General features: G+C 38.0%; 24 protein-coding genes. 14 read left to right on the top strand and 10 right to left on the bottom strand.

What is annotated here, in order from left to right; translation table 11 throughout:
* Position 1: 1 nt before the first annotated feature.
* The 5 genes from ACM66U_RS05265 to ACM66U_RS05245 are packed head-to-tail and all read right to left on the bottom strand — an operon-like array spanning position 2 to position 6854.
* Positions 2-1147, bottom strand: a complete 1146-nt coding sequence (locus ACM66U_RS05265) for an ABC transporter permease (RefSeq protein ID WP_418641316.1) — start codon at positions 1145-1147, stop codon at positions 2-4.
* Positions 1144-2286 carry an efflux RND transporter periplasmic adaptor subunit gene (locus ACM66U_RS05260; protein ID WP_418641315.1) on the bottom strand — a complete coding sequence of 381 codons (1143 nt, stop codon included), beginning with the start codon at positions 2284-2286 and terminating at the stop codon, positions 1144-1146. Before ACM66U_RS05260 ends, ACM66U_RS05265 begins: the two co-directional genes overlap by 4 nt.
* Positions 2283-3536: a TolC family protein gene (locus ACM66U_RS05255; protein ID WP_418641314.1), complete on the bottom strand. Its 1254-nt coding sequence runs from the start codon at positions 3534-3536 to the stop codon at positions 2283-2285. Before ACM66U_RS05255 ends, ACM66U_RS05260 begins: the two co-directional genes overlap by 4 nt.
* Positions 3537-3584: 48 nt before the next feature.
* Positions 3585-4883, bottom strand: a complete 1299-nt coding sequence (locus tag ACM66U_RS05250) for an APC family permease (protein ID WP_346388662.1) — start codon at positions 4881-4883, stop codon at positions 3585-3587.
* Positions 4884-6854, bottom strand: a complete 1971-nt coding sequence (locus tag ACM66U_RS05245) for a thioredoxin domain-containing protein (RefSeq protein WP_418641313.1) — start codon at positions 6852-6854, stop codon at positions 4884-4886.
* 271 nt (positions 6855-7125) lie between these two features.
* On the opposite strand from ACM66U_RS05245, the gene ACM66U_RS05240 reads away from it, so the two are divergent.
* The 8 genes from ACM66U_RS05240 (at position 7126) to ACM66U_RS05205 (ending at position 11316) form a co-directional block, all read left to right on the top strand.
* Positions 7126-7479, top strand: a complete 354-nt coding sequence (locus tag ACM66U_RS05240) for a NifU family protein (protein ID WP_151900518.1) — start codon at positions 7126-7128, stop codon at positions 7477-7479.
* Position 7480: 1 nt separating this feature from the next.
* Complete coding sequence (locus tag ACM66U_RS05235; protein ID WP_418641312.1) at positions 7481-8077, top strand: flavin reductase family protein; 597 nt, start codon at positions 7481-7483, stop codon at positions 8075-8077.
* Positions 8078-8821 carry a sulfite exporter TauE/SafE family protein gene (locus tag ACM66U_RS05230; protein WP_418641311.1) on the top strand — a complete coding sequence of 248 codons (744 nt, stop codon included), beginning with the start codon at positions 8078-8080 and terminating at the stop codon, positions 8819-8821.
* 111 nt (positions 8822-8932) lie between these two features.
* Positions 8933-9325, top strand: coding sequence for a c-type cytochrome (locus tag ACM66U_RS05225; protein WP_151900521.1), 393 nt, complete (start codon positions 8933-8935; stop codon positions 9323-9325).
* Positions 9325-9921, top strand: a complete 597-nt coding sequence (locus ACM66U_RS05220; protein ID WP_418641310.1) for a hypothetical protein — start codon at positions 9325-9327, stop codon at positions 9919-9921. Before ACM66U_RS05225 ends, ACM66U_RS05220 begins: the two co-directional genes overlap by 1 nt.
* Positions 9921-10370 carry a hypothetical protein gene (locus tag ACM66U_RS05215; protein WP_418641309.1) on the top strand — a complete coding sequence of 150 codons (450 nt, stop codon included), beginning with the start codon at positions 9921-9923 and terminating at the stop codon, positions 10368-10370. The genes ACM66U_RS05220 and ACM66U_RS05215 overlap by 1 nt, the downstream gene beginning before the upstream one ends.
* Before the next feature lie 16 nt (positions 10371-10386).
* Positions 10387-10839 carry a heme-binding domain-containing protein gene (locus ACM66U_RS05210; protein ID WP_418641308.1) on the top strand — a complete coding sequence of 151 codons (453 nt, stop codon included), beginning with the start codon at positions 10387-10389 and terminating at the stop codon, positions 10837-10839.
* A gap of 156 nt (positions 10840-10995) precedes the next feature.
* Positions 10996-11316, top strand: coding sequence for a hypothetical protein (locus tag ACM66U_RS05205; RefSeq protein WP_418641307.1), 321 nt, complete (start codon positions 10996-10998; stop codon positions 11314-11316).
* A 177-nt stretch (positions 11317-11493) separates the two neighbouring features.
* Here ACM66U_RS05205 and ACM66U_RS05200 read toward each other — a convergent pair whose 3' ends face one another.
* Positions 11494-11646 (bottom strand): hypothetical protein, encoded by a 153-nt coding sequence (locus ACM66U_RS05200; RefSeq protein ID WP_346388656.1) that lies wholly within the window; start codon positions 11644-11646, stop codon positions 11494-11496.
* Between the two features lie 155 nt (positions 11647-11801).
* On the opposite strand from ACM66U_RS05200, the gene ACM66U_RS05195 reads away from it, so the two are divergent.
* Positions 11802-12086 carry a hypothetical protein gene (locus ACM66U_RS05195; protein ID WP_346388655.1) on the top strand — a complete coding sequence of 95 codons (285 nt, stop codon included), beginning with the start codon at positions 11802-11804 and terminating at the stop codon, positions 12084-12086.
* On the opposite strand, the gene ACM66U_RS05190 is transcribed toward ACM66U_RS05195, so the two are convergent.
* Positions 12067-13053, bottom strand: coding sequence for an ABC transporter substrate-binding protein (locus tag ACM66U_RS05190; protein ID WP_151900528.1), 987 nt, complete (start codon positions 13051-13053; stop codon positions 12067-12069). The two genes, ACM66U_RS05195 and ACM66U_RS05190, sit on opposite strands and share 20 nt — an antisense overlap.
* A gap of 142 nt (positions 13054-13195) precedes the next feature.
* On the opposite strand from ACM66U_RS05190, the gene ACM66U_RS05185 reads away from it, so the two are divergent.
* Genes ACM66U_RS05185 through ACM66U_RS05175 form a run of 3 tightly spaced genes read left to right on the top strand, consistent with a single transcriptional unit; the run spans position 13196 to position 15953 of the window.
* Positions 13196-13978, top strand: a complete 783-nt coding sequence (locus ACM66U_RS05185) for an ABC transporter permease (protein WP_151900529.1) — start codon at positions 13196-13198, stop codon at positions 13976-13978.
* The gene (locus tag ACM66U_RS05180; protein ID WP_418641306.1) at positions 13966-14712 is read left to right on the top strand and encodes an ABC transporter ATP-binding protein; all 747 of its coding nucleotides are present in this window, start codon (positions 13966-13968) and stop codon (positions 14710-14712) included. Before ACM66U_RS05185 ends, ACM66U_RS05180 begins: the two co-directional genes overlap by 13 nt.
* Positions 14712-15953 carry an NnrS family protein gene (locus ACM66U_RS05175; protein WP_418641305.1) on the top strand — a complete coding sequence of 414 codons (1242 nt, stop codon included), beginning with the start codon at positions 14712-14714 and terminating at the stop codon, positions 15951-15953. Before ACM66U_RS05180 ends, ACM66U_RS05175 begins: the two co-directional genes overlap by 1 nt.
* 168 nt (positions 15954-16121) lie before the next feature.
* Here ACM66U_RS05175 and ACM66U_RS05170 read toward each other — a convergent pair whose 3' ends face one another.
* The 3 genes from ACM66U_RS05170 to ACM66U_RS05160 all read right to left on the bottom strand — a co-directional run bounded on the left by ACM66U_RS05170 (position 16122) and on the right by ACM66U_RS05160 (position 17437).
* Entirely contained in the window at positions 16122-16292 is a 171-nt protein-coding gene (locus ACM66U_RS05170) for a hypothetical protein (protein ID WP_346388651.1), read from the bottom strand.
* Between the two features lie 9 nt (positions 16293-16301).
* A complete protein-coding gene (locus ACM66U_RS05165; protein ID WP_346388650.1) occupies positions 16302-16676 on the bottom strand; it encodes a NifB/NifX family molybdenum-iron cluster-binding protein in 375 nt (124 codons plus the stop codon).
* 62 nt (positions 16677-16738) lie between these two features.
* On the bottom strand, positions 16739-17437 hold the full coding sequence (locus ACM66U_RS05160; RefSeq protein ID WP_418641304.1) for a c-type cytochrome: 699 nt from the start codon (positions 17435-17437) through the stop codon (positions 16739-16741).
* 178 nt (positions 17438-17615) lie between these two features.
* Between ACM66U_RS05160 and ACM66U_RS05155 the strand changes: the two genes are divergently transcribed.
* Together ACM66U_RS05155 and ACM66U_RS05150 are read left to right on the top strand one after the other, a co-directional pair.
* Positions 17616-18980 carry a TolC family protein gene (locus ACM66U_RS05155; protein ID WP_151900535.1) on the top strand — a complete coding sequence of 455 codons (1365 nt, stop codon included), beginning with the start codon at positions 17616-17618 and terminating at the stop codon, positions 18978-18980.
* 1 nt (position 18981) lies between these two features.
* Positions 18982-19728 carry an efflux RND transporter periplasmic adaptor subunit gene (locus tag ACM66U_RS05150; protein WP_346388647.1) on the top strand — a complete coding sequence of 249 codons (747 nt, stop codon included), beginning with the start codon at positions 18982-18984 and terminating at the stop codon, positions 19726-19728.
* Positions 19729-19736: the final 8 nt, after the last annotated feature.

Raw genomic sequence — 19736 nt, 5'->3', positions numbered from 1 at the left:
ATCAACCGCCTATTGCCTGTGCAGGATCTGCTGCAATTACTTTTTTTACCCCTATTAAGGAAGCCAGTATGGATGCAATAACAACAACGATAAAAAGTGCTACAGCATCCTGCGTTTCCAATACCACTCTTTTTGGAAATTTTGTATAAATAAGATGTGCAAAAATGTTACCAGTAATAAATGCCAATACTCCCATAATGAGTGTCTCTTGTACAATCATTTTGATAATCATACTGTTTGGTATACCGATAAGCTTCATTATAGCTATCTCTTTCATTTTTTCCAGCGTCATCGTATAGATAATCAGCGCAATAATAATCGTCGACACAATTACCAAGATAACCGTAAACATTCCTATCTGTTTCGACGCCCTTTCAATAAGGTTTTGTGTCAGTATTGTCTTCTCTTGGGCAGCCGTATATACTGCTTTATGTTTCCATTTTCTTATCTGCTGTGCAATAACATCAACATCATAACCATTTTTTTTCGTTGCTATCACAGCATTGACCATGTGTGAATTCACACCGGAAACACCTCTTGCTCTGTCATTTCGTATACGGGCATTGGAATATAAAAACTGTAACTGCTGTGCATCTTTGAGACTGATATACACCAAAGGATCGCCGCCTGAGGAGACGGTTCCGTGTGTTACACCGACCACATGGTAAATATCCCGTCCTAAGCGAATAGTGTCGCCCAGTTTAAAACCTGTTTTGTCAGTGACAACCATTTCATAATGATTTCTGCGAAGTCCTCGTCCGCTTATTAAACGCTTTGGATTAACAGGGTCAATGTCACCAAAAGGATCAAATCCCACTGCAAAGACACGGACAGCGCCGTTTTTTGACGGAAGCTGCAAATTTTGAAATGTCATTCCTTCTGCTTTGTCTATTCCTTCAATAACCTTTACTGTATCTTTGAAGTCTTCATGTATCCGTGAGGATTCGGCAAAAGGACCAAGGGTATTTTCCTGTACTATCCAGAAGTCAACACCCACATCATCCAAAAGAACCTGCGCATCGATAATCATTCCTCTGTAAACACCCATCATAACAAAAACGATACCAAGCAGCATACCTACGCCTATCGCAGTAACGATAAACTTTCCAAAAGTATGGGCTATCTCTTTTTGTGCTAGATTTATCATTTGTAAATTCTCATACCTTCACTGAACGATTTTTTGGTTTTATCCGGGACCAAGAGTCCAAGAGTCGTATCCAGATTTTTCACAGCTGCTTCTTTGTCTGTTATAGCCGTTATATTTACATGTAAGAAGTGTGCATGTCCCTCTTTCTCTATCCAGACACCGGCCTTTTTATCTTTATAGACAATCAAGTAAGCAGGTATTTTAATCACATTTTTCAGTGTTTGTGTTGTAATGAGTACCTCTGCCTGTTCATTGATATAAAAGGGAGTCGGCACAGCATAAAAACTGACATCAACTTCTCGCTCTTGTGTCACAGCATCACTCTGTGCGACAATGCGGCTTACATACCCTTCAAGCTTCTTATTGCTTTGAGAACGCAATGTCACAACTGCACGCTGTCCTGTTCTGACATCTCCGCTTATCTTTTCATCTATATATGCTTTAATCCATACAGTTTTCGGGTCAACTATTTTCAGTATAGGCTGTGTCGGCAGAACATTTTGTGCAACCTCAGCCTCTTTGGCAATGACATAGCCGTCAACCGGCGCATAAATTTTATAACGTGAGAGCTTTACATGTAAAGCCTCTACAGCCTTTTGTAAACGGACCACTTCTGTTTTTGAAGAATCTATATGCGCCTGTGTTGCCTGTATATTTGCCTCAATGCTGTCCAGGTCCGCCTTGGCTTTGTCATACTCCGCCTGAGAGACAAAAGCTTTTTCTTTTAGCTTTTTATACCGTTCATAGGTCAGTTTTGCCAAAATTTTCTGTGCAGCCAGGGATTTGAGCTCTTTTTGTGTTGCTTTGAGTTCAGACTTTGCTTTGTATACCGACATTTTTGCCTCTTCAATCAACTGGGGCAGATCTACACTGTCTATAACGGCAAGCAGATCACCCTTTGCAACCCATTTTCCCTCATCTGTATTTATCTGCACAATTTTCCCGCCTGTCTGTGCGGTGATGGCATAAATATTTTTTGCTCCTACTTCTCCTATCCCAAAGACCTCTTTGTTTAAATCACCCCTAGTCGGATGCACGGTTTCAAATGTATGTTTTGGAATAAAAACTTTGTTATAAAACAGAGTTGCGGCTACCACACCCAAAACAGTAAAAATTATATATTTCATTTTTGTACTCATTTTATTTTTCCTTGTAAATAATCAATTCTGTCTATACTCAGCGTTTTTGAGTAATAGGCCTCAAGCAGTCCGAGTTCTGCCTCTAATACCAGAGAACTCGCATCCAAAACTTCTATATAGGTAGAGAGTCCCTCTTTGTATCTGCCGTCAAGCACTCTTTTTGTCTTTTTTGCCGAATCAAGCTGTGCTTTTTTTGCTGCTATGGTCTCATCATATCTGTGTATATCCAATACAAGATTGCTTATTTCTTCTTTTAAAGCGAGTATTTTTGAAGCTTTTTGCTCTTTGGCAACCTGCAGTCCTATTTTTGCATTTTGTGTCTGTGCTGTCAGTTTTCCTCCGGCATACAAAGGAATGTTCAGCACAACACCGACAAGCTGTGTATTATACAGATTTAAAGAGCTGACACGATTATACGAGGCAACGGCATCAAGCGAACCATAATGGGAGGCTCTTGCAGATTTATGCAACAAAGCATTTTTCTCTATGGTTTCATCATAGATCTTCAATTCGGTATTTCTCTCAAGTATCTCCTGTACAGTATTTTGAGTACTGTGAAACTCTTTTTTCAAAACATCAGCTTCCAGATCGATATTCTCCTCTATTGTCTCTCCCATGTAAAGAGACAAAGAATTTTTTGCTTTTGCATAAAGAGATTTTGCAATGGCCAGATTGTCTTTTGCCGCATATACCGCTGACAAAAAACGGCTTGTATCCGCTTCGGTCTTGAGTCCCTGCTGCAAAAGTGCTTTTGCCTGGGCATAATAGGCTTCTTTTACATGTAAATCCGCTTCTCGTACAGCAATCGCTTCTTTTTGGACAACCATCAATTCATACAAAGATTTTACCTTTGAAGCAAGCAATGCCTGAAAATCTTTCAAAGAAAGTTTCGAGATATCTTCATCAAGTCTGCTTGCATCTATCTGCAAACTTGTTTTGGAAAAATCCCAAATTTTCTGTTTGACATTTACTCCTATATTCCATCCTGTATCATTAATTGTATTAAACTGTCCGTTGACAGGAAAAATATAGGTCTGTGTAGGATTGTATTGCGCAGACAGATTCACCTGGGGCAGGTATTCTGCACGTGCAGATGTATACCCTGTATGCGACTGTTTTATTTTCAACGCAAAAGATTTTGCATCAGGATGGTTTTGCAGTGTTTTGTCTATACTTTCTTGTAAAGTAAGTGTTTTTCCCTGCAAAGAGAGTACCAGGAACAATAAATTTATATATGCTAACTTTTTCATACACAAAGTATAGCTTTTTCGTGTTAGCACAATGTTAAGAGCGCTTTTTTATTGAATGATTTTATACTTCCTGTTAAAAAAGTGGCCTCTTACATATCGTCCGTAGATCAGTTCAAAGAGACCGGAAATAATGATAAAGCCCATAAAAATCACAACGGCTCTCGGGTTTGATGTGTATGTATGAAAAAGCAGAGTGCAAAGCGCCAAAAAACTCAATACAGATGATGTCAGCAAAACAAAACGGTTTGCCTTGATCTCTTGAGAGAGCTTAAATGCACTGATATTGACAAGCAAAAATATCAACAAAAACCCTGCACTGCCTATAATGGCAATTTCTGTCAGATCAATGCTGTTTGCCAAAACCAGACTCAAAAGAGTGGTATACAAAACACCTTTAAACGGGACACCCGATTTTTTGCCCTCATCCATTAAAGCTCTTGGCAGCTTGCCGTCTTTTGCTATGATGTATCCGAGTCTTGCATTGCCGTAAATTGTAGCATTGATTGCAGAAAATGTCGACAACAGCGCTGCAAATGCCACAAGGGTAAAGCCCATCTGCCCCAAAGAGGGTTTTGCAGCTTCTGCCAGGGCATAATCTTTTGCCTGCATCAAAATATTTTCCGGAACATTCCCTACTGTGATGACCGCAATCAAAATATACAAGGCTATCACGATAATGACAGACGCATAAAAGGCCCGAGGCAGATTCTTATCCGGATTTTTGATATCCTGGGCAGAATTTGCTATAAGCTCGAACCCCTCATACGCAACGAAAATAATCATACCTGCTGTCACGATGGAAAGAGCAGAACCCCAATGCACAGGAGACATACGCTCTGTATCTACATAAAAAGAACCTGCCGCAATTACTAAAACCAGCAAGGCAACTTTAATAACAACGATAACAGTTTCGCTTTTACCGACAAACGAAGCACTGACCAGGTTGATAACTGCCGGGATGATGATAGAAACAACAATAAGCCCGTGATGGAGCCATTGCGACTTATGTGTAAAAAACGTTTCGCCGTAAGAGGCAAAAGCTGTGGCATATAAAGATATTGTCACCAAATAACTCAGCCACAGCATCAAATTGACACTCCCCGAGAGGATATTGTCGCCAAAGGCTTTGTCTATGAAAGTAACCGTTCCGCCCTCACTTTGATATGTTACAGAAAGTTTCGCATACGAATATGCCGTCAATATTGCTACAACACCGGCTATGGCAAAGGCAACTGCGGTTGCCCCGTGTGCCAAAGAGACCGCTTCTCCCAAAACAGCGAATATACCGCCGCCTACCATACCGCCTATACCGATTGAAATCGCGCCTAAAAGTCCTATACTTCTCATTTATCTCCTTATGAAATCTCTGTCTATTGTTTTTATTATCCTGCTGATATTTTTATCTTTTACAAAACATCTTCTCAGGGTACATGCCAAAAAATCTTTATACTCTTTTGCTTCACGCAGCAGATAAGGATATTGTACCGTTTGCAGTATTTTAGCATTTTTGAGCAAATTGTCTTTTGAACTTTTCACGACGACAACACCCAGTTTCTGCATTAAATACGCCTGTGCCAGAGCCGGTGCATTTGACTCTTCTCTTATAAGCTCTTCTTTGAGTTTTTCCATACTGCTTTGAAACAGTTTTTCGTATTCAAAAGAGGCTTTGAGCGATGTCAGTCTGATTATGTTTTGCAGCATCTTTGAAAGCGGTGATGTATAATATTTGTCATTTATACCGGCCTTTACATGTAAAGCGTCATTTGAGAGATACCATGTACCGTTTTTGTAAAACCTGTACTTTGCCTGTGCTGCCAAATACTCGGCAAAATCAAGTTTGGCAGTATCATAATCAACTTCATACCCGCTGATAAGCGCTCCAATCAAAAAACTGTAATCTTCCAGCAAAGCTTTTTGTCTGGGCACAGCTCCCTCTATGGTCTGATGATACAACTCCCCTCGCACAAACATCAGATTTTGCAAAGCTTTTAAATTTTTTTCTGCTGTGTCTGCGTATCTTTTGTCAAGAGCAGAGGCTTTGTACAGTGCTTCTATCATCATAGCGTTCCAGGCCGTGTTTATTTTTGTATCTGTAAAAGGGTATTTTTTCTTTTCTCTTACATGGTACAGCATCTCCTTAAAAGATGCAAAACCGGGAGGCCTCTTGTCTGTATCAAAATTTATATGCACGCGGTTGTTGAAGTTTCCCTCTGTGCTAAATCCCAGAGCATCCTCTATGGCGTCGGCATGAGGATTTTTTTTGAGCGCCTTGTCTATTTCATCTGGGCTGAATGTGAAGTATGCCCCCTCTTTGCCCTGGCTCTCTGCACTGCTTGCACTCCAGTAAAGATTATGATGCAAAAAGCGTTTTTGTACCATCGCTATCGTCTCTTGCACCACGCTTGCATAAAGCTTTTTATGACTTTTTTCATAAGCTCGGACATACAGACCAATAAGCTCCGCCTGCGTATAGAGCATCTTCTCAAAATGAGGAATCTCCCAGTTTGCATCCACACTGTATCTGAAAAATCCGCCGCCTACATGGTCATACAAACCCCGCAGTGCCATAGTGTCAAGCATTGCAAAAGAGTATTTTTTCAATGTTTTGTCTGCCGTTATATCCGCTATATCCATCATCAAAGCAAGTTTGGAAGCCTCGGGAAACTTTCTGCCTGTGCCAAAACCGGTATAAATATCATCAAAAGATTTTTTGAGAGAATTTTTCAGTGTAGTCAGGGAAACATTTTTGTCTTCTGTATCTGAGAGTTTTACTCTGCTTGCCACTGCCTTTTGAATCCTGTCTGTTTCTTGTCGGAGCGCTTTTTTGTCGGTATATAATTTTGACAACTTTCGTATTAAATCCGAAAATCCTTCAGAATAAAACTCTTTTTTTGGAGGAATATATCCTGTTATATAAAAAACCTCTCTTTGCGGTGTCATAAAAACACTCAGAGGCCAACCGCCGGTCCGTTTATGCACATGCGCAAAAATATTTTGGTACAAAGCATCAACCTGCGGCATCTCTTCACGATCAACTTTTACAGATATAAAATATTTGTTCAAAAGCTGTGCGATTTTTTTATTTTCAAAGGATTCTCTCGCCATCACATGACACCAGTGACAGGTGGAATAGCCAATAGAGAGAAATATAGGTTTGTCTTCTTTTTGTGCCTGCAAAAATGTTTTTTTCTTCCAGGCATGCCAGTGCACAGGATTGTTCTCATGCTGTTTTAAATAGGGTGATGTTTCGTATTGTAAATCATTTTTTGCGCATAACAGTGAAGCAACACTCAGAAACAAAAGAAATAATATTTTCATATTTTATTGTACAATAATGTTGGAAATAAAATGCTTTTAGCATGACTTGTCAGAAAAAACTAAATTTTTTTCTGTAAACTGAGTTTTTAAAGACATACAGCCCGCACTGAAGTACGGGTTCCGAAAAGCCGATTCATCGGAATCGGTACTTTAGTGCCGACTGTGCGTCTTTGCTAAATTTGAAATTATTTACAGATATATAATTATATAAACTAAGATAATTTTAATTATAAGCAACTATAATTATAAAAATACTCAAAAAGGTTTTATCATGCAGTTTTTAGATGAAGATATTTATAATGCAGTACAAAATTACCTGCCAAAAGTAAGCGAATATGTCAATTCTCACGGCGGCGGTATAGAACTTCTCGGCACAAAAGACGGTGTTGTCTACATCAAACTGACAGGTGCATGCGGAGGCTGTTCTATGAGTCTGATGACAACAAAAATGGTCGTACAAAAAAAGTTGCGTGAACTGATTCATCCCGAACTGCAGGTTGTCAATGTAGACGGAACTCCTGAAAACGAAATGCCAAAAGATGCCTACACCGGTCCAAAAAAAGAAGAGCCAACAGTTGAAAAACACGGCTTTTTGGATAATGTAAAACATATGGTAGGTCTCTAAAATGGTGGTGGATTATGCAGACAAAGCACTTACACAACGCTATCAGCTTATGGCGCAGACCATCATCCCAAGGCCAATTGCCTGGATTTGTACGCAAGATGCAAAAGGCACTCTTAACATTGCTCCTTTTAGCTATTTCATGGGGCTCAGCTCTGAACCTCCTACAATGATAGTCAGTATAGGGCATAAAAATGACGGCAGCCAAAAAGACACGCTTAAAAATCTGCGTGAACACAAAAAATGCACAATATGCATGGTAGATGAGGCACATTTACAACAGATGCATTTTAGCTCCAAAGAACTTGATAACACGCAAAGCGAAGCAGAAATTTTTGGCATTGAGACAAAAAGCATAATCAAAGACTTCCCTCCAATAGTGACTGGCATACCGAGTGCCTTTTTTTGTGAACTCTACCAGGAGATAGATCTCAAAGGCTCAAAAACCATCCCGCTTGTCGTAGAGATAAAGTCCCAGTATATTGATGATGAAATCATTACAGACAAAGAGAAACTCACGCTTGATTATGAACCGCTCGCCCGTGTCGGCAAAATCTACGCCCTGCTCGGCAAAAGAATCAATCCTCCAAAAATACCATAAATGCATGACTATATTCTCTTTGGTTCTATCACCCTTATACTCGCTACAGTCTTTTCTATGGGCGGAGCGGGTTCGGGTATAGCGCTTATTCCGATTTTACATTTTTTAGGACTTGATTTTACTGTGGCTAAAGCGGTCGGACTTTTTGCAGGAGCATCTACCACTGTGACAGCAAGCATTATGAATATCAAACGCAAAGCTGTTGAGTATGCCTTTGTCTTGCCTATTGCTGTGACAATGCTCCTTTTTGCACCTCTTGGCGCATATTCCAGCAGTTTTATCAATGAAAACATAGTCAAATTTTTCTTTATGCTCTTGCTTTTTTACTCTGCAAGCATGATGATGTTTGGCAAGAAAAAAGCTCTTTTTTCCGCCCACTCAAAACTCACACTTTTGCTTGTCGGTGCTGTGATTGGGTTTATTGCCGGACTTTTAGGTGTAGGCGGAGGCAATATCCTCATTCCGCTTTTAACTCTTCTTGGATTTGCTCCCAAAAAAGTAGCCGTTGCGGTAAGTTTTGTAGTGCCTTTTTCGGCACTCGGTTCCTTTTTTACCTATGCCAGTTATGTACCTTTGGACTGGATTCTTTTGACGGTGGTTGCTCTGTGTGCCGTCATCGGTGGCTACATTGGAAACTATCTTATGCACTTTAAACTCGAGCAGTCTCACATTAAAAAAATTATGGCAGGACTTTTGTATCTCCTGGCATTTAAAATGCTTTGGTATTTTACAGTAATCCTATAAATAATGACAATAAATATCTCTGCTTTCACTTTTGTCAGCCCTCTTCCTTAACATTCCCCTAACACAAACGTTTTATACTAACAGTAAAATTTTACATACGGAGTTTATACTATGAAAAGATTACTTATACCGACACTGTTCCTAACAGGGAGTCTTTTTGCACAAAGTGCGCAGGAGATTATTCAAGACAATGGCTGTCTCTCTTGTCACGCAGTTGCAAGCAAAAAAGCGGCTCCCGCATTTGCAGGAATAGGAATGCGAAACAAACGTTTTGAAGGTGAAAATGCGAAAGAAGTGATTATGGCAAGTATCAAAAACGGCTCTCAAGGGAAATATCCAAGATTTTCTGATACTGCTATGCCCTCGTTTGCAAATCTGACACAAGAGCAGTTAAGTACCGTAGCTGATTACATCTTGGCACAATCTTCTCAAGCAAAAGGGATGATGGGCAAAGGTGGCGGTATGGGTCGTGGACAAGGGATGGGAATGGGAGGGGGTATGTAATGCAATATCCTCAATTTTTTGATACTATTGACAAAATAGTTTTGTATGATGACTTGAGCCGGTTTTTAGGTGTAAATGACGGCATACTTGATTTTTCCTACGCCGACATTGTCAAAAGTGCAGGACATAGTTGTGCAACTGTTGCAGGGGCTTATCTCATGGCACTTGAGGGCTTAAAATCACTTTATGGCGCTGAATTGCCACAAAGAGGCTACATAAAAGTAGAACTTGCAAAAGAGCCGACTGTTGAAAATACCGGTGCTGTCGGATGCGTACTTTCAAACATTACAGGAGCAACCACAGACTATGGTTTTGGTGGCATTCCAACAGGAAAATACAATCGAAGAGGCACACTTTTTTATGGTGTAGCGATGGATGCTGATGTCTGTTTTACCCGACTAGACACAAATGAAAAAGTATATGTAACCTACACACCTCAAAAAGTTGTCAATCCTATGGCAATACTCAAAAGTGCTATAATGCCTAATGCAAAAGAAGAAGATATAAAAAGCTTTCCTCTGCGTTTTCAAGAGATGGTGAAAACTGTTTTTGAACATAAAGACGAAGTGATTACAATTACAAAAAAGGATATCTAATGTTTACAAAATCAAAATATATACTCAGCACTGCACTTTTAGGCTTACTTGTCAGTTTTGCACCTGCTTCTCAACTTGAAGCGGCTCCTGTGAAAAAAGCCAGCAAACCGTTCCTGATTCAAAACCCTGGTTTACCGCATTTAACAATGTTGGTCAAAAAAATGTGGAATTCAGAAAAGCTTGCCTTAACCAAAAAACAAAAAAAAGAACTTTTACAGGTACGCAAAGAAACCTTGCGCAGTGTTATGAATCTTAAACAGAAGATTATGCCATTAGAGCAAACAATTGTCCAACTATCACAACAGGGGGCTTCACCGCAAAAAATGAAAAAACTTGTTGATGAAGTAGCCAGATACAAAGCTCAGGCAACAATGACACATCTTAAGTGCATCTATGAGACAAAAAAGATTTTAACCTCCAAACAGTTAAAAACTCTTTTGCAAAAATAGTATAAAGATATTACAAATGAAAAAAATCTTATTAATCGGATTTGGATTATTTATTGCAATACAATTTATACCGTACGGAAGAGATCACACAAATCCGCCTGTAGTTGCTCAAGTGCAATGGGACACTCAAGAGACACAGGATCTTTTTCAAAGAGCCTGTGCAGATTGTCATTCCAATGAAACAAAATGGCCTTGGTACAGTAATATAGCACCGCTTTCATGGAGTATCTATCACCATGTTGATGAAGGTCGTGAACATTTCAATGTTTCCATGTGGGGTGTTCAGAAAAAGAACAAAGGTGATGAAGCAGCCGAAGAAGTTGAAGATGGAGAAATGCCTTTAGCATCTTATCTAATAGCACATCCAGAGGCAAGACTTACAAAAGAGGAAAAACAAGCACTTATTGCAGGGCTTAAAAATACTTTTGGAAGCGAAAAGTATGAAACGCATAAAAATGATAAAGACTAATCTTAATAGTATAAATTTATTATACGAGTACATATTTACTAATCAAAAATAGTTTCTTTATTAACGTTTTGCTAACACAAATGTGATAGAGTTGTATTTATAGATAGCAAGGAATAGTTTTTGCTTGCTATCTAAATCTAAGCTAAGGGATAGACTATGCAAGTAAGTTCAAATGGTTCAATGCAACAAATGCAGATGCAAATGAGAAAAATGGACGGTACAGGTGGTGGTCAGGGAAATGGCGGTATGAAAGATATCATGCAATCATTGTCTCAAGAAGACAGAACTGCTCTCAAAGATAAAATGAGTTCAATAGATCAGACACAAAGAGCTGATCTAATTGCACAGATGAAACAAGTAGATGCTTCAACTATGGATTCTCAGCAATATACACAAAGCTTGATGGATATTTTAAATCAAGATACTACGCAACAAAAAACAAATACAGCAAATTCAACTTTTTCTGTATATGCTTAAGTTTCTCCAGGATTTTTATGTAATAGCACTTGTTTGAGTGTTATTACATTTTATACCCATTTCTTTGAATTTTTGACAGAATTATACCGGATATATGTTCATGTGATTCTTGATAATTATACAGTGGAAAGATTTACGAAAGAAACTGAAAGTAGTTTCTTTCGTTAGATAAGAAAACTATTTTTTCTTTTTTTGAGCTTTTTTCTTTGCTTTGGATTTAGCTTTCTTTTTATCAGCTTTTTTCTTGCTCTTTTTCTTTGTATCTTTTTTCACAGCTTTCTTTTTTTGAGCTTTTTTCTTTGCCTTTTTCTTTTCAGCTTTTTTTGCCAACTTTTTCTCTAACTCTTTTTTTGTATCTTTTGCCATTGTTTGACCCTTTATGCAGTTTTTCATTACTATTAGTAATAAATTATAGCTATTATATATGATTTCAGACTACATGTCAATAAAATATAGAGTTAAGCTATAAAAGACTATACTTCCACATGACATTTATAGAATTTAAAAAACTACTTTTAGATGCGGAGATCAGCCTTCCAAAATTTTCAAAGCTTATAAAAGTCAGTGAAAAAAATATACAGGCATATAAAAAAAAAGGTGAAGTGCCTAATGCAATAGCAGTAGTAGCGCAATGTTTTGCAACAATGCATCAGAACCGTATAGATTACAAAGAACTTATCACGGCTCTTGAGCTTAAAGCAAAAACAAAAAAAGGTGCAGGGTTTGCAAAAACAAAAAAATTAGATTTATCTACTCACTCTTCGGACTAAAATAAAAACCATTCTGTGGTAATTGACCACCAATAGTTTTAGGATTGTTGTTTTTCAAAATTTCAAAGAAAAATTCCAAGTCTTTTTGTGCATCTTTTGCATTAACATCATTCAATTGAACATAGTCCAGACTGTCTGCTACAGCTTCAGGCACCAGCATTGGAATATATTTATGAACCAACTCTCCAGCTTCTTTTGGATGTGTTTTATACCATTGAAGCGCTTTTGCATACTCCTCATTGAAACGTTTGATGAGATATGGATCTTTTTTGCCAATAACCGCCATGCCGGCCTGTGGAATTTTGGCTTCAATATGAAAAACTTTTCCCCACTCTTTTTGTAAATCTGCACTTCTGTAAAGGTCAGGCGCTATAAGTTTCAACGGAAAAGAGTTTGTTTTTCTCAGTGCCATAGAGATGGCAGGCTCAGCCAAGAGTGCATGATCGACTCTGCGCATTATAAGCATCTGCATAGCATCTATCGGTGAGTTTACATAACGAAGTGTAAAGTCTTTTTTCGGATCAAGCCCCTCTCTTTTTACAATCTCTTCAAAGACAATGTCAGGCATATCGGCACGAAAAGGCATTGCTATCTCACACCCTTTGAAATCTGCAAGAGTCTTTTTGGTTTTATCTCTTGTTATCATTCCCAAAATACCCCACACAGAGACATTGAGAAGTTTTATATCTACACCTTTGTTATAAAGATTTGCTGCTACATTGGTAGGAATTGCTATAAAGTCAGCACTGCCGCGAAGTGTGAGAGCACGCAGTTCATCGGGCGATTTCCACATAATAAATTTGACATTTGTTGCCACATCGTTTAATGCACCTGTTTCAATCATCCTTAAAAGCGGGTGGCTTACAGATGCCATAGGACCGCTTAAAACCAAAGTATCTACTTTTTTTATCCCGTTTGCCTGTAGAAAAAGTACGAGAGAAACTGTCAGTAATATTTTTTTAATCATAATAAAATCTCCTTAACTGGTTTATAGATTTTATCAAAAAAGACTTTAACCACAACTGAATTTGATAATTACTTTCATTATACTTACTTTAAGCTTAATTATCATACACTTTAATATTAATTATCATTTAAAGGAGTCTTGTTTGAAATTCTTACTTAAAATACTGAAAGATTTTCCGGCTTACTTATGGAGCGGATGGGGAGCTGTTGCTTCCATTCTGCTCTTTATAGCTTTGTGGGATGTTGGCAATCAGGTATATGGCAACTTAGTGTTGCCATCACCTCTTGAAACATTTAAGACACTTTATACCATGTTGCATGACAAAGAGGTATGGGAGCAGATTGACATTACCCTCTACCGCGCTTCTGTTGGCTTTGGGCTCTCTTTGTTGTTTGGCTCTGTCTTGGGACTCATCGCCGGCTTCTTTGCAACGGCGTCTATGATGAGTCGTCCGGTTGTCACCATCCTTGTAGGCATGCCTCCAATTGCCTGGATAGTTTTGGCGATGATTTGGTTTGGAATGGGAGATGAAACAGTTATTTTTACCATCATAGTTGCTTCTTTTCCCATTATATTTGTAGGTGCCCTGCAAGGTACAAGAACACTTGACGGTACTTTAAAAGAGATGGCTGAGAGTTTTCATCTGCCATGGCACATGAAGTTTACAGATGTCTATTTTCCTCATATTTTTTCCTACATTTTTCCTGCCTGGGTAAGCGGACTTGGTATGGCCTGGAAGATTGTCATCATGGCGGAACTTTTAGCTACAAGCGATGGGCTTGGTGCTTCCTTGGCAGTGGCCAGAAGCCAGTTGGACACTCCAACGGCATTGGCGCTTGTAACCATAATGATAGGTTCGCTGATGTTTATAGAGTATATCATTTTAGAACCGATAAAAAGAGAGGTAGAGTTATGGAGAAGCTAGAAGTAAAACACTTAACACATCATTTCGGATTTACAGAGATTTTAAGAGATATAAATTTTACACTCAATAAAGGGGAGATACTCTCAATAGTAGGGCCAAGCGGAGGTGGAAAAACTACACTTCTGCATTTATGCTCCGGACTTTTGGATGTGCAGGAAGGGAGTGTTGTCAATACATTCACAAGTACTTCCTTTGCATTTCAAGAAGGAAGACTGCTTCCTTGGAAAAATGTACTTGACAATATTGCCATTGGACTCCTTGCCCGTGGTGAGAAAAAAAGTACCGCAATAGAAAAATCCAGGGCAATTGCACTGAAATTTGGACTCGAAGAAGAAGATTTTGAAAAATTTCCAAAAGATTTAAGCGGCGGAATGAAACAACGCGTCAGTTTTGCCCGTGCTTTGGTTGTCAAACCCTCTCTTCTGTTTTTGGATGAGCCCTTTTCAGCATTGGATATAGGTCTGAAAAAAGAGTTGCAAACACATCTCATAGAAATAAGTCAAAAAGAAAATATCTCTATACTTTTTATAACGCATGATATGATGGAAGCTATTCGTCTGAGTGATGAGATACTTTTACTCAAAGCCGATCCTGGACATATAGTCAAAAAATTCAGCTTTGACCTTCCTCAAGATAAAAGAGATGATGCCTTTGTGTATGAGCAGAGTGTAAAAATACTGCAAGACAAAGATATCATAGAAACATTTGAACTAAATTCTTTGGAGTTAAAATAATGCAACATAAAGAAGAAAAACTTCATGCGACGAACCACTACCTCTATTATCCTGATGAAGAGAATATTCCGCCATATTTAGCATACGGCTTTCGCCCTGTCTTTTTACTTTTGGCTCCCTATTTTATACTTTCGATGATATTGTGGGGGTTGGTTTGGAGCGGGTATTTGAGTATCCCGTTTATGGACAATATTCTTGTTTGGCATGTCTACGAGATGCTTTTTGGAGTACTTACTGCCGGAATCATGGCGTTTTTAACAACCGGTTTGCCGGAACTTTTCCCCGGAATGGTACCTTTTGTCGGCAAACGGCTCAAATATATTATGCTTTTATGGATAGCCGGTCGCGTGAGCTTTTGGTTTATAGATGTTACAGGCGTCTATCTTGCTGGATTTTTAAATCTTGCCATGCTTGCCTGGCTTATCTGGTTTGCAAAAGATGTTGTTTTAGATAAGCTCCAACGACATGCCTCTTTGGGCTACATTTTACTTGTTATTTTTGGTCTTGAGAGTTGGTTTTTTCTAACAATGGCAGAATTAGTGCAAAGTGACCCGATGAAAATTTTAAAGCTTTCCCTTGGTGCGATTGTTGTACTTGTTTTACTTGCAATGCGTCGTGTAAACATGGAAGCAGTCAATGAACTGATGGAAGACAAAGCAATTGATGATATTTATATATCACGACCGCCACTTACAAACTTGGCTATATTTTGTGTCACGCTCTTTAGTATTGTTGAATTTTTATACCCTGCAAACTCTGCACTTGGATGGATAGGATTGGCTGCCGGTGCTGCTGTTTTGGCGATTACGAGTGATTATCATCTCAAAGAGAAGTTTATACTCAATCAGCCTTATGTTATTTATCTGTTTTTGATTTTTCTTATGCTTGCTTTAGGATATGCTTTTATGGGATGGAGTATTTTGTTTAATGACGGAGTCGGTATCTCGAGTTTTAGGCATTTTATAACAGCCGGTGGGCTTGGACTTGCCTATTTAATGGTCATGATAACCATAGGATGGATTCACACGGGAAGGCATTTGACTTCAAACATTTATACCCATTTAATGGTATTTTTCATCATTATTGCTACATTGATGCGTTCACTTATACCTTTTTACGAAGCAGACGCAATGCAACTCTATTTATGGTCTGCTCTTCTTTGGAGTGTTCCGTTTATGCTTTATATCAAAGTATTTTTCGGTTTTTTGCTCAATCCAAGAGCCGATGGAATCAAAGGCTAAAAGGATTTGACGGTTTTATGTCAAGTCCGTAACCTATGTCATCGGCGGAGTTAAATTCAGCAGTTTTTTGTATTGTTCTTTTTATTTTTTTTCTTACTTTTTATCTGTTTTTATGTTTAAGGCTTTTTTATGTATCAAAGAATCTGCTGTTTTTTTTTCTTGCCGACTCTACAAGTCGTGAAGTTGGTAGAGTCCCTCATAATCAGACAAACGAATAGCCTCCATTTCATCTTCGCAGAGTTCAATATATTCCAAATCAATACCACAAATACCACAAGGCTTAAAACAAACATCACTGTGATCTGCCCCGATATTTCGTAGTTTTCTTCTTCCAACCATTCTTCTGCCTTAAATAGCACCGCTTAAAAAGTTTTTTACAACCTCATCAGCAGTTGTACCATGTTTTTGTCTGATTTTTTTTACCTTTAAACCTATGGATTCTAAAGCTTCTTTCATATTTTCACCAACAGCCTGTACTAAAATAATGTCACAATCTTTTAAAGCCTCTACATCTTTTCTATGAGAATTTGTATGCTCCTCATGTTCCATTTCTGAATGCTTATGTTCTTCATTGTGTCTGTGCGCATGATGTCCACCGTCGTGATGCTTATTTGGTACCAAATCAACCATTTTGTCATCATCATATATTGCAAAATAAGCACTTTGCCCTGTTCTTTTTACTATGGTTTGTTTGTCTTCATCTACTGCTAAAACTATTTTCATCAATATTCCTTATAATTATTATAATGTTATATTGGAATCATATAGAACATATGTGCATAATGTCAAGCCTCCTTAGCAATCCACTTACTTAATGTTTCAATATCATCATTGCTTATCTTTTCACCAAATGCCGGCATTATCGCATTTCTGTAACCTTTCCACTTTTTAGCAGAACCGTTTTTAATGCTTTGTGCTATCTGCGTAATATTTTCCTTGTATCTTTTAGCAATTTTATTAAAAGATGGTCCCACTAAATCTTTGTTTATTTTATGACAAGACAGACAGTTATGTTTTAAAGCAATTCTTTTTCCTTTTGGCATTGCATTCAACCTGTTTTGCAAATCTTGTGCTGCTGTCAAATTTTTTATTGTAAAATGTTCAAACATATATTCAGCAATCGCTTCAAGTTCATCTTGCGTAACTTTACCTTTTTGCGAAGGCATTACTCCATAAGTTCTTAAGCTCTCTTTATCACAAAAAGATTTTGAAGCACTTGGATTCACAACATAGTCTTTTACAAATTCTACAGCTTTTGGAATCTTGTCACTCTCACTGCTTGCTTTTATAAAATCTTTTATATGAAATGCAACCGCCATCATCGGCGGTGCTTTTTCATCCTGAAAAGTTTTTGGAGGCAGGTCAGTATTGTGACACTTGCTACATTTTTGCTCTAAAAGTTGTTTACCGTTAAGATTTGAATGAGATTTTGGTTCACATGCAGTAAAAAACAGTATACTAATTAAAATTATATATCTATACATTAATTATCCTTATGATTTTCATAAGTATTATATATCATTTTTGTAAATATTAAAAGCGTCTTCTGTTGCAGAACAGACCATATTTCAATAAATGTGATATAAATGTGATATATGAAAATGAAATATATGTTATAATTTAAACTTAAAATTATTATAACTATGAAAAGGATGTTGGAAAATGAATAGACTGATAAGTATTTTTGCGTTTTCTCTGCTGTTACATGTATCAGCGTCAGCGACCGAGGCATTGACACTGGATCAAGCACTACAGCTTTTGAAAGCAAAAAATCTGGAAATTAAGGCAGCCAAATTTGATGAACGCTCTGCAGAAGAGGATATTGATGCAGTGTCAGGAAAAAACTGGGGAACACTGACATTTATACAAGATGTGGCACGTTCAAATGATGCGGGAAATGTCTTTGGATTTAAACTGACTTCGCGTGAGGCAACTTTTGGGGATTTTGGTGCTCAAGAATTTATGACGAATTTAAACAATGGCGTAAATCCATATATTACACCTCCACAAAATCTAAACTATCCGGGTTACCGAAACTTTTTTCAGAGCAAACTCAAATATGAAGTGCCTCTTTTTACAGGATTTATGCTCAGTTCTTACACTGACATTATGCAAAAAGTCAAAGAACTGAAATCTTTGGACAAACACAAGATAGAAAAACAGAAAAAATATGAACTTAAAAAAAGCTTTTATGATATGGCACTGCTTGATTCTTCTATAAAAAATCTCAATAAAATTCTGGACAATATCCATATATTGGAAGAGACAACAAAAGAGATGATAGCGGTAGGCTATGCTAAAAAAGTAGATTTGCTTGAAGTACAGGCAAAAAAGGGAAATGTTGAAAGACTCTTGGTACAGATGCAGTCCAACAAAAAACTGTTATACCACTACATCAGTTTTTTACTCAATCAAAAAATTGAACATATTCAGACACCTGCAACAGAAGTGCGCATGCCACATATAAGTGATGAAGAGATTTTAGTGCGCAATATTGACCTGCAAAAAGCGGCAACAGGACTCAAAATCACAAAAGATATGCTTAAGGTCTCTCAGGCAGCCTACTATCCGACGCTTGGAGCTTTTGGAGAAGTCTCCACTGCGGACAATAGCTTTTTAGGAAATGCCGACAAACACAAAGCCTATACCATAGGTGCACGCCTGAGCTGGAACCTTTTTGACGGCGGAATCGATGCGGCAAAAATCGAAAAATCAAAAATCGAAAAACTTAAAATGCAGTCACAGCTGGAACTTGCAAAACAGGGAATTCTTTTAAAAATTGCAAAAATCCGGACACAGATAGAAGGGGTTGATGTCGAAATTGCCTCACTGAAAAAAGAACTGGAACTTGCAAATGCCATTTATGAAAATTATGAAGGCAGATATAAAGAAAAACTTGTTTCCATGAGTGATGTTATCATAAAACAGTCTGCACAGATTGAAAAGATACTGCAACTGCAGATAGCAAAGAACAAAAGAACAGAAAAAATACTTGCACTTGAAAAATTAGCAAACGGAGAAGACTAACATGAAAAAACTACTACTATTACTGGCACTGGGCGTTTCACTTTTAGCGGAGAGTTTAACACTTTCGGGAAGTGTGATTTCGGATAATCAGAAGATGATCACAAGCCGATTTATGGGTTTTGTTACCAATGTAAACACAAGCGAAGGGGAAAAGGTAAAAAAAGGCCAAATTCTTTACAGTATAGATTCACGTGAAATTGACTCGGCAAAACGTCAGGCAGAGCTTTCACTGCAAATGTATCAGAACCAGTACACGAATGTCAAACTGAACCTGGAACGCTACAAGAGACTGCTGAAAAAAGATATGGTCTCAAAATATGAAGTGGAAAATATGGAACTTGCGGCAAAAAATCTGCAGGATATGATAAACATAGCCAAAGCAAGACTCCAGGAAGTGGAAAATCAATACAAATACTTACATGTAAAGGCTCCAAACGACGGTGTTGTTGTTGCCAAAAACATCAAAGTCGGAGAGATGGCAATGCCCGGTATGCCTGCAATTGTGCTTTCGGATTTGAGTGATTTAAAAATTTCGGCAGAGATTGCGGAAAGTAATTTAAATCTCATTCATCACGGGAAAAAAGTAAAAGTGGAGATTCCTTCTGTCGGTGTCAAAACAATCGGAACGATTACGGCGATCATTCCAAATTCCAATCCGATGACGCACACATTTAAAATCAAAGTATCATTCAAGACACTGAACAAATCAGTCTACCCTGGTATGTATGCCACTGTAACCATTGACTAAAAGGGGAA

The sequence above is a fragment of the Sulfurimonas sp. ST-27 genome, assembly GCF_048081595.1.
Classification (GTDB): Bacteria; Campylobacterota; Campylobacteria; order Campylobacterales; family Sulfurimonadaceae; genus Sulfurimonas; species Sulfurimonas hydrogeniphila.
The sequence above is the reverse complement of the archived record's forward strand: the minus strand, read 5'-3'. Positions and strand labels throughout refer to the sequence as shown.